This window comes from Clostridium zeae, assembly GCF_017312485.1.
In the GTDB taxonomy this organism is placed as follows: Bacteria; Bacillota; Clostridia; order Clostridiales; family Clostridiaceae; genus Clostridium_AR; species Clostridium_AR zeae.
Genome location: NZ_BMBA01000001.1, coordinates 674,428 through 685,325 on the forward strand (window position 1 = coordinate 674,428; position 10,898 = coordinate 685,325).

Below are 10,898 nucleotides of genomic sequence, written 5' to 3' on the forward strand. Positions count from 1 at the left end.
CTTTCCATAATTAATTTAATAAGCAATATAGATTTATTCCAAAATAGATTTCATAAAGTTATTTAAAACCCATAGTGAATTTTGATCAGAATAATTATAAAGCTGATTGATTGTCTCTTGAGGTATTTCTACTTTTCTATTATGCCAAGTATTAGTCGCTTTCCAGCTATATCCGAGATATAGTAGATTGTTTTTTTTACTCACGTGATACAGAACTTCATTTAATACTTCTGCAATCATTCTAAATAATATCGGAGACATTTTTTTATATTCATAATTGATAACAACGTCCAGTAGAATTGTTAAGCAATCATGGCATTTATCAAAATTAATATATGTAGTCGTCTGTCTAACTTTATTTATACATCTTGTAAGAAATTCAATATATGAATAAATCATGTGATACTCAAAGTCTGATGCTTGCTTAAGTAAATCTATTCTGAATTTTTGTTCATTCATAAACCTATCTACTAATTCTGGATCATCGATTTCTAATTTTCCAATAAGTTCATTTAAATCCTTTACCTTAATATCATATTCTTTTTTCCTTTCTAATAAATTTGTATTTAATTCCTCCAGAAATTTTTTTAAATCGCTAATTTCAATTATTATGTTTCCATTCTCATCTATGTATGGATCATCTTTAGGATTAGAGGTCCAAACAGCTTGTATAATCTCATATGGATACTCATTTTCTATTGTATAAATATTTTTTGACCAATCTAATGCAGAAAGAACATTCATATCTCCTAAACTATAACCAAGAACTAAAGTTGTAGATTCTCTAATAGTCATCGCCAGCTTTGATTGTCTGTATTCATTAGGTCTAAAAAGTGGTATATAATCATCTTGAGTAATTATTATAGAATCACAGTCTAATCTCGTACCATGAATATGATAGATAGGTATTACATTTCTTGGAGCTGATAAATAATTAGATGGACCTAAGCTCTTGCTTATTCCAGTAAGAATTGATTCCAAAACTAAATCATAGTTTGTAGTGACAATCCAATCTGGCTTGATATTATCAAATATATTTCTAAAAAATTTTATGTTATCTTCATCAGGCAGCCAGCTACTCAAGTCACAAATAGTACTCTTAAATTTACTTTTAGCTTCTTCATAGCTAATTTTTTCTACTTTGGATAATTGCTTACATAATACTGTTGACAATTCAGGTAATGAAATTCCTATTAATTTTTCACCCTCAGGGAACTCAAGACTTAATTTTTCACTAGTCTCCTTAATTAATTCAAACCAATTCAATGCTGGTTGAATTACATCACCTATAGCAGCCTTAGAAAAACCAGCTCCAACAAACATTCCTAAATTACCATAATTATATGAATTAAATAGTTTTTCAAGCACCATTTCTTTAGTTAAACTCTCACTCATTCTGACTCCCCTTTCTTTTACCATACACATAATATTAAAATAGAGTTAATTATCTAATAGATTACTTCCTTTTCAACGAATAATATATTTCTACTCAAACCTTAATGCCAAATGTTTTAGATTCGCAATATTCACTTGTAATGATTCCACCTTTTTACCATTATGCTCGTATGTACTTGGTTCAGGGTAAACTCCTACGAAATAGCAAAATACTTTCTTATCCTTATTATTTATTATGTATTCCATATCTTCTCTGAATATTTTTCTTTTCCCATATCTATCAATAAGCTCGCTGCTTATATATATCGAAACTGGCATATATTTTTCAACCCAAACTTTATCTTTGAAAAAGATTTTATAGTTATCTCCATATTTTTTTACCAAGCCTACTTGCCCATAGTATACAAGTCCTTTTTCATCATAGAAGTATTTTATATTCTTAAACATTTTATAAAACTTTTTAGTTTTATCACCCAGTGTAAAATCCATATTCTCTAATATTTCTTTGTTTCCATTTTCATAACAATCAACTATATGTTCAAAAGACTTAGTTCCAAATTTAGTCCATTCACTTGTACTTCCATCTCCATGTGTCGAAGGATTTTTTATTTCTTCATCTATTTCTTCATCAGTCCACGGTGTAGTAATTTTATTTTTAGACTTACCTTTATTATCAACTAATATAAGTTCTGAAGGATATCTTGTCATCTTAAAAGGGTCATCTTCACCAGTTTTTGTACCACTTTTCCCTGCTTCTTCTCCTTTATAGGTTAAGCATGTGTGATCTTTAACAGACTTTGCTCTAAAATGAATAGCTCTCTTTGATCTTCTTTGTATGTATACTCCTACTGGTACCAACTCTGCTCTACAATCTTTATCTACGCATTTAAAAGATAAATCTTTCTTCATGTAGCGTTCGCTATCTTCATCAAAGTATATTTCTCGAACTTCATACGGTGTAACTGCTCTACCCAAGTTTTCACAAAATGCTTTTTCGAAGCTCATCACTTCATCTCCTTCTACCGCAGTTTACATATACTTATATAGACTATTACTTTCAAGTAAAAACTGATTCTCTAATTTATGCTATTTTAATTTCTAAATAGTTTTGCTTTAAAGCTGGTTATATTTTATCAACAGCTTTAAAGCATTAGCTTATTTAGATGTTTCAATGTAGTCTATCTGTAAATACTACTAATTTTTGCATAAATTTTTATATGTTGTATTCTTTTCCCTTTTCAGCAACCCTGTCAGCTGTTATTTCATCTAAGTCAACATTTCCACACATAAGCTCTGCTTGTCTCATTACTGTTTCTAATGCATGTTTTGCATGTTCTGGTGGATAGTTGTATTTTTTTAATAACCGCTTGATTATTTTTCTCATACCAGCCTGAGCACTCTTTCTTACACTCCAATCTATAGTTATATTATTTCTTATAGATAGTGTTAGCTCATGAGCAATTTTCTTTAGTGTATCATCATCCATAAATTCTTTAATTATGTTATCTTCTGTTAATGCATCATAGAAGGCAATTTCGTCTTCATTAAGACCTAAATCTTTTTCTTTGTCTTTCATGTTTTTTATTTCTTGAGCCATTCTCATTAGTTCTTCTATAACTTCTGCATTAGTTATTGCTTGATTTCTATATTTATTTAAGGCTTTCTTTAGTTTTTCTGAGAACTTTTCTGACTTTACAAGGTTTTTCTTTTCCATTGCCTTTAGATTACCTTCAAGTAGCTTCTTTAACATTTCAACAGCTAAATTCTTGTGTTTCATGGTTCTTACTTCTTCTAAGAATTCTTCTGAAAGTATTGATATCTCAGGCTTGCTTATTCCCATTACATCAAATACATCTATAACATCCTCTGATATAATTGATCTTTCAAGCATTTGATTAACTCTTGCTTCAATTTCTTTTTTAGTCTTTTTAGCTACACCTTTTGTATCTAATTTTGTAAGACTTGCTTTCACTGCTTTAAAATAGCTGACCTCTAAAGCTGCATCTTTCCCCTCATCAGTAGCTGCACATAAGGAGTGGGCTTTAGCAAGTTCTGTTGCAAATAGTTTAAAGTCTTTCTGTTCTTTTTCTTCCATACCTAGTATAAAGTTCATTCCACTGGTAATTGCTCTTATTCTAGCCGCTTGTGATATTCCCATATAAGCTGAGTAATCTAGCCCGTGAACCATATCTTGAAGTATTTCAAGTTTTTCAAGCATAACAGCTATTGCTGCAGATGTATCTATACCAGTATTCTGCTTATCGCTATCGGTATACTCGTTTAGAGCTTTTTTCAAGCTTTCAAGAATTCCTAGATAGTCAACTACTACTCCTCCAGATTTATCTTTGAAGACTCTATTAACTCTTGCAATAGCCTGCATTAGGTTATGTCCTTGCATCGGCTTGTCTATATACATAGTATGCATAGAAGGAACATCAAAACCTGTGAGCCACATATCTCTAACTATTACTATCTTTAAATCATCTTTATTATCTTTCATCCTTTTTGCTAGAGTATCTCTTCTTTGTTTGCCGCCTATATGTTTTTGTAATTTCTCATTTTTTTCACCAGCAGAACCTGTGATTACTACCTTTATCTTCCCTTTTTCTACATCATCACTATGCCAATCTGGTCTAAGCTTAACTATTTCATCATATAAATCAGCTGCTATTCTTCTACTCATGCATACAATCATAGCTTTACCATCAATAGTCTTTGCTTTTTCTTCATAGTGAGTAACTACATCCTGTGCCAACTTTTTCAATCTATTAGGTGAACCTATTACCGCTTCTAGTCTTGACCATTTTGACTTATATTTTTCTTTATCAAAGATTTCTTGACCTTCTGTTATTTCATCAAACTCTTCATCTATATTTTTAAGTTCTTCTTCATCTGTCTCTAACTTTATAATTCTATTTTCATAATATATTTTTACAGTAGCTTCATCCTCAACTGCTCTAGTCATATCATAAATATCTATATATTGTCCAAAAACTGCAGGAGTAGACTTGTCTTCTGATTCTATTGGCGTTCCTGTAAAACCTATGAAAGAAGCATTAGGCAGTGCATCCCTTAGGTATTTTGCGTAACCATATTTAACTTCTCCAGTTTTAACATCAGTTTTTGCTTCTAATCCATACTGACTTCTATGTGCTTCGTCAGCAATTATAATTACATTTCTTCTGTCGGTTAAAACTGGCATTTCACCATTTTCAGGCTTAAATTTTTGTATAGTTGTAAAAATAATTCCTCCAGATTGTCTTTCATTCAATAAGTCAAACAATCCGTTTATTTCTTTTGAATTATCTTTAGCTTTAATATTAGTTTTTTTCTGCTCATCTGTTAGTTTTCTTACATTTGCTTGTTTGGGAGTTTCTCTTAAAATGCCTATAGAATTAGCAAAGGTTCCAAACAACTGGTCATCTAGATCATTTCTATCTGTTAATATTACTAAAGTTGGGTTATTAAGATTTTTTACGATTTGTCCAGCATAAAAAAGCATTGAAAAACTCTTTCCTGAACCTTGAGTATGCCAAATTACCCCTGCCTTCCTATCTCCATCTTCACTGCTTGCAAGCCTAGTCTTTTCAACTGCTTTCTTTACTGCAAAGTACTGATGGTATCCAGCTAGTATTTTTATTAGAATCTCATGATCACCAATTTTATTTCCTTCTGAATCATAATCATCCTTTTTCGATTTATGAAATAACAAAAAGTTCTCCACAATATCCAAAAATCTGTCCTTTTGAAGCATTCCTCTAAGCATTACTTCATATTGAGGTAGATCTAATGAAGTAACATTAATTCCATCAATACTTCTCCAATTCATAAATCGCTCTTGATTTGAAGTAATAGTTCCAGCCTTGGCGTTTATTCCATCTGATAGAATGCAGAAAGCATTGTAATTGAAAAGACTTGTAATATCTTGCTTATAGGTCTGTATTTGATAATAAGCATTTTCAATCCCTACATTTTCATCAGTAGCTGATTTTAGCTCAATTACTACTAACGGAATACCATTAACAAATATAATTAAATCAGGTCTTCTCTCTTCATTTTCAATTATAGTAAATTGATTAACTACTAAAAAATCATTGTTTTTAGGATTTTTAAAGTCAATTATATATGCCTTTTCTGTTTTAGGCTGCCCATCTTTTCTAAAAGATACATCTATACCTTCAATTAAAAGCTTATGAAATTCCTTATTGTTTTCTTCTAATATCGGACTGTTAAAGGTAATTATTTTTCTATAAGCCTCATCTAATGCATCCTGTGGTAAATCTCTATTTATAGTAAACAAAGCATCTTTAACTCTTTGCTCTAAGATACAATCCCTATAGTTTTTTCTCTCTGGATATTCTCCACCATAGCTAATATCTGGACCAAAAGCATAGTTATATCCCATTTCTTGAAGTATCTCAATAGCTGCTTCTTCTAATAAATCCTCTGTAAAATTCTCAAGTAAACTCAAAATGCATCCCCCTTTAATACGAGTTATTAACTTTCACTAACTTCCACTGGCACTCTTATTTCGCCTGACATAAGTTTTGGTAGTAATAAATCTCTTAATTTTGCTAGTCTTGTGATCTCTTTATTAAGACTTGATATTTCTTCGAAAAGGCTTTCTCCTATTCGATCAAATTTATCGTAAATTGCATTTGGCGCTTGCACTATTTTATAGCCTTTTAATAAATCCAATTGAACCCTTTGCCTTCCCGAACTACCACTCATACTTTTTATAGCATGTGCTCTAAAGTTTTCTTCTCTGGCTAGACAATATATATATACTTTTTTATTTTTTTCCTTTCCTCTCATCACAATAAACTCTGTTGAACCAACAGCAACTTCTTTTTCTTCAAGGATGCTAATATAAGCAGTTTTTCCATTTTCTAAACAAGGTGTAATCCTTGCAAGTAGTGTATCACCATTTCTGAATTTGCTTCCACTGTTTAATTTTCTTAACTCCCAATACTTGATATTAGATGTATTGTTATCTATAGCAGCCATTTCAACGAATTTATATTCATTATCTTTTTTTAAAACTTCCTTTGGATTGAAGTAAATAATCTCTTCCAATTTACTTACTTCCCATCCCTTTGGAATCATCCCCAACTCACTCTCAATCATTTCTCCACCACTAGATTTATAAGGCTCCCCATCTTCATTAGGAAACTCAAAATCAACAAACCATTGTTTAAAAATAGCTTGAGCCATTTTTTCTAGCTTTTTATTGATTTTGTTGTTTGTATCTATTTTTTCATCTATAGTTACAAGAATACTCGATATAGCTTTTTGCTCTTTTATAGGAGGTATTGTTATTAAAACCTTTCTAAACTCAGATTGTTTTATTCCTGATACAGTTGTTCCTGATGCTCTTATATTTAACTGATGTTGGCCTATTGGCGACTTCAAGTAATACATTAAATAGTCATTTTCTAGATAATTGGACTTTCCTCTTAATGTAAGCAATCTCTGTGCGATGGCAATACCATCTTTATCCAATCTTGCAACTAACCCTAGAGGAGCTTCTGTAGTCATAAGTATATCACCTCTTTTAGGGATTCCTCTTACCATAAAGTTTGTATATGTTTCTTCTGATATATGATAAGCTAGATCATAGTCTATATATCCATCTTTAACACTTTTTGCGCTAAGAGTTTTTATTCCTTTATCAGATTTTCCAGGAGTTTTTCCCCTATAATCTATTATAGAACACAATGAATTTTCCATAGTATCTATGGTCCATTCATCAGGGAATATTCCTAACTCTGTTTCTCTAATCCCCATGCCTAATCACTCCAATCCTAACTTAATTTTATTAACTATCAATCTCCAGCATCTCTCTATCCCTATTTATCTCCCTCTTCAATTCCTCTTCCGTAGGCATATAGAGTATATACTTTGAAGCAAATATTTGCTTGCTTTCTTCTAAGATTGAGTATTTTACTATAGTTTCATTCTTTTCGGAGCATAATATAATCCCTATGGTTGGATTATCATCTTCTCCTTTTATTTCTTTCTCGTAATATCTCACGTAAAAATCCATCTGTCCTATATCTTGGTGAGTTAGTTTTCCTAGCTTTAGATCTATGAGAACAAAGCATTTAAGCAAATAATTATAAAAAACTAAATCAACATAGAAGTGTTCTCCATCTGCTGTTATTCTTCTCTGTCTTCCTATAAAGGAGAATCCTTTTCCAAGTTCCAATAGAAAATCTTGCAGGCTATCTATTAAGCCCTGCTCAAGATCTCTTTCTAAGAACTTCTTATTCTCTTTCAGATTTAAGAATTCCAATATATAAGGATCCTTTACCATATCATTTATACTTTTAGAAGGTTCTAATCCTTTTATTTCATTTCTAACTTCATTTTTACTGTTTTCTTGAGTAGATAACAGTCTTTCATAATAGAATGAATTGATTTGTCTTTCTAACTGCCTTGTACTCCAATTGCTTTTTATACATTCATCTATATAAAAATCTCTTTTCTTTTTGTCTTTAACTTTAATCAACAGTCTGTAATGAGTCCAACTTAATTCTTGACGCAGTGCGCCAACATTGTCAAACATCATATAAAATTTTCTCATTCTTGATAAATTGCTTTTATCAAATCCACTACCAAAATCCTTTGTGAGATTTTTAGATAATTCATTCATCAATTCTTTGCCATACTCTGCTCTTTCACTACCCTCTAGTTCTTCATAAATTATTCTACCTATTTCCCAATAGGCTTTTACCATATAAAAATTTACGGCAGAATAAGCCTTAGAACGTGCTTCTTCTAATGTGCTTTTTATATTTTCATAAAGTACATTAGTTGAAATCTTGTCTTGCTTAGAACTCATATCCAATGCCTCCAAGATTCTTTCTTATCTCATCCTCTAATCTTCTTGATTTTGCAAATAATTCGCCAAGCTCACTTGTTAGAGCTTCCATCTTTTCTTCAAATGGAACTCCGTCATCTTCTACTTCCTCTATACCTACATATCTACCTGGTGTTAATACATATTCATGTTCTCTTACTTCTTCTAACTTAGCTGCTTTACAGAATCCTTGTATATCTTCATATTTTCCTTCTGTATTTCTATAATTATGATAAGTTTCAGCTATTTTCTTAACATCTTCAGTGTCCAATTCCCTATGTCTTCTATCAATCATTGCTCCTAGATTTCTAGCATCTATGAATAATATTTCATCTTCTCTGCTTCTAAACTTAGGATTATCCTTTTTATTTCTATTTAATATCCATAAGGATACCGGAATACCAGTTGAATAGAATAGCTTATCTGGTAATGCTACTATTGCATCCACTAACTTCGCTTCTATTAAGTTCTTTCTTATTACTCCTTCATTGGAAGTATTTGAACTTAAGGCACCATTTGCTAGTACTATTCCAGCGCAGCCATTTGGTGCAAGGTGATATACCATATGCTCTAGCCATGCATAGTTAGCATTTCCTTCTGGTGGAGTACCGTATTTCCATCTAACATCTTCAGTTAATTTATTTCCACCCCAGTCACTAATATTAAACGGAGGATTTGCTAAGATGTAATCTGCCTTTAAAGTTTTATGAAGATCCTCATGGAAAGTATCTGCATGATGTGGTCCTATATTACCATCTAGTCCTCTAATTGCAAGGTTCATCCTACAAAGTTTCCAAGTTGTTGAATTTAACTCCTGGCCGTAAATAGATAAGTTCTCTATCTTTCCTTGATGCTCTTCTACGAACTTTTCACTTTGTATAAACATACCACCTGATCCGCAAGCAGGGTCATAAATTCTCCCCTCATAAGGTTCTATCATTTCTACTAAAGTTTTAACTACTGAAGTTGGTGTATAGAATTCTCCACCGCCTTTTCCTTCTGAACTAGCAAACTGTCCTAAGAAGTATTCATATACTCTACCTAACAAATCTTTTTCTCCATTTTTATGAAGCTTTACTGTTGAAATAAGATCTATCAGTTCTCCAAGTCTTCTTTTATCAAGCTCTGGTCTTGCATATCTTTTATCCAAAACACCTTTTAAAGTTGGATTTTCCTTTTCTATTAATATCATTGCATCATCTATGAATTGACCAATCTTTGGATCCTTCGCATTATCTTTTATGAAATCCCATCTTGCTTCCTTTGGAACCCAGAAGATATTTTCTGATTCATATTCATCTCTATCTTCTTCAAATCCGTCCCCTTCTTCAACAAGTTCATTGTATTTAGTTTCAAATCTATCCGATATATATTTTACAAATATAAGCCCTAATACCACGTACTTATATTCTGCTGAGTCCATACTCCCTCTTAGTTTGTCTGCTGCTTTCCATAACGTTTCCTCAAATCCGATATTTGCTGTTGACATAAGTAACTCCTCCTAAATGTTTTTTATTCAGCTATATTAAATAAATCATAAAAATACTCAAAATCATCTTCTAAATCTTTGTTAATTTCTGCATATTCTACAAAGGTTTCTTTATCATAGATGCAATATATGTGTTTCGTAGTAAATTCATCTTTGTGATCAATCTTATACGCTGTCACAACTTTTTTAACGTGTTTTTTATAATCATCTATAACAACTCTATATATGTCTCCATTAAAATTCTTTTCATAGTAATAATCCTTACTTTTGTTTGATCTCTTGTATACATAATCAGGTGCATATAATATTTCCTCAATTTTCTTAAGATTTATATCTGAATGTCTCTTTTTAATGTGATTAATGTAATTATTGTTATGTAGAACTATTTTTTCATGCAATTTTCCGTTTATTTTAAAACATAATAGTTTATCTTCATAGAAATATTTCACAATTCTCATCCTCTATTTAACACTTTAAAAATTATTATCGTCAAAGACTTCAAAAATTTCATTTTCAAACTCATCCTGTTCTGATCCAGTGGATACTCTATCTGGTAATAACTCTAGATAATGAGCCAAAGCCTCAATAGTTTTTTGGACAATAACCTCATGTTGAGCCTTTTCCATGAGTTCAACTATTAATTTATAGGTTTCTATATAAGGATTATCATCGACAATATCCATAGCATTTTTAAATCTAGAGATTAGTTTCGCTTTTTCAATTGTTCTCTCCATAGTATTTATTTCTTCTTTATCGTAAACTGGAACCTTTTCAAAATCATTTATTTCACCTAATTGATACTTTTTTTCATGCTCTCTGATAACAGGATTTAGATCCTTTTTAAGCTTCTCTTTCTGTATTTCTAATTTTTCAATTTCACTTAATTCTTTAGTAAAATATTGTTGATCTATTCCAAATAAATCTTCTAATATCGGAAGATACTTTTTAGAAATGTTTTGCTTACCTTTAATCCAGAGATTAATATTTTGCTTTTTTATTCCTAGCTTATCAGCCAACTCTATATGTTGCATATTATATAAACCAAGTATATATTCTAATCCAATCAAGTGGTCACCTCCAGCAAAATATTGTCTTAGCAAATATATTAATATTATAACGTCAATTATTGTCTTAGTCAATATACATATGGTA

Annotated in this window: 8 protein-coding genes; all 8 read right to left on the reverse strand. The window is 31.0% G+C overall.

All coding sequences use genetic code 11. The features are described 5' to 3' along the window. Positions 1 to 33 precede the first annotated feature (33 nt). Positions 34 to 1,395 (reverse strand): SIR2 family NAD-dependent protein deacylase, encoded by a 1,362-nt coding sequence (locus J3477_RS03110; RefSeq protein WP_206868105.1) that lies wholly within the window; start codon positions 1,393 to 1,395, stop codon positions 34 to 36. A gap of 90 nt (positions 1,396 to 1,485) precedes the next feature. After that, positions 1,486 to 2,400 (reverse strand): hypothetical protein, encoded by a 915-nt coding sequence (locus tag J3477_RS03115; protein WP_206868106.1) that lies wholly within the window; start codon positions 2,398 to 2,400, stop codon positions 1,486 to 1,488. 208 nt (positions 2,401 to 2,608) lie between these two features. Continuing rightward, positions 2,609 to 5,866 carry a type I restriction endonuclease subunit R gene (locus J3477_RS03120; protein WP_206868107.1) on the reverse strand — a complete coding sequence of 1,086 codons (3,258 nt, stop codon included), beginning with the start codon at positions 5,864 to 5,866 and terminating at the stop codon, positions 2,609 to 2,611. Positions 5,867 to 5,892: 26 nt separating this feature from the next. Continuing rightward, entirely contained in the window at positions 5,893 to 7,182 is a 1,290-nt protein-coding gene (locus J3477_RS03125) for a restriction endonuclease subunit S (RefSeq protein WP_206868108.1), read from the reverse strand. A 31-nt stretch (positions 7,183 to 7,213) separates the two neighbouring features. Beyond that, positions 7,214 to 8,239: a PDDEXK nuclease domain-containing protein gene (locus J3477_RS03130; RefSeq protein ID WP_206868109.1), complete on the reverse strand. Its 1,026-nt coding sequence runs from the start codon at positions 8,237 to 8,239 to the stop codon at positions 7,214 to 7,216. Beyond that, positions 8,229 to 9,746, reverse strand: coding sequence for a class I SAM-dependent DNA methyltransferase (locus J3477_RS03135; RefSeq protein ID WP_206868110.1), 1,518 nt, complete (start codon positions 9,744 to 9,746; stop codon positions 8,229 to 8,231). The genes J3477_RS03130 and J3477_RS03135 overlap by 11 nt, the downstream gene beginning before the upstream one ends. A gap of 23 nt (positions 9,747 to 9,769) precedes the next feature. Further along, entirely contained in the window at positions 9,770 to 10,195 is a 426-nt protein-coding gene (locus tag J3477_RS03140; RefSeq protein WP_206868111.1) for a PBECR3 domain-containing polyvalent protein, read from the reverse strand. Between the two features lie 24 nt (positions 10,196 to 10,219). Then, entirely contained in the window at positions 10,220 to 10,813 is a 594-nt protein-coding gene (locus J3477_RS03145) for a helix-turn-helix domain-containing protein (RefSeq protein ID WP_206868112.1), read from the reverse strand. Positions 10,814 to 10,898 lie beyond the last annotated feature (85 nt).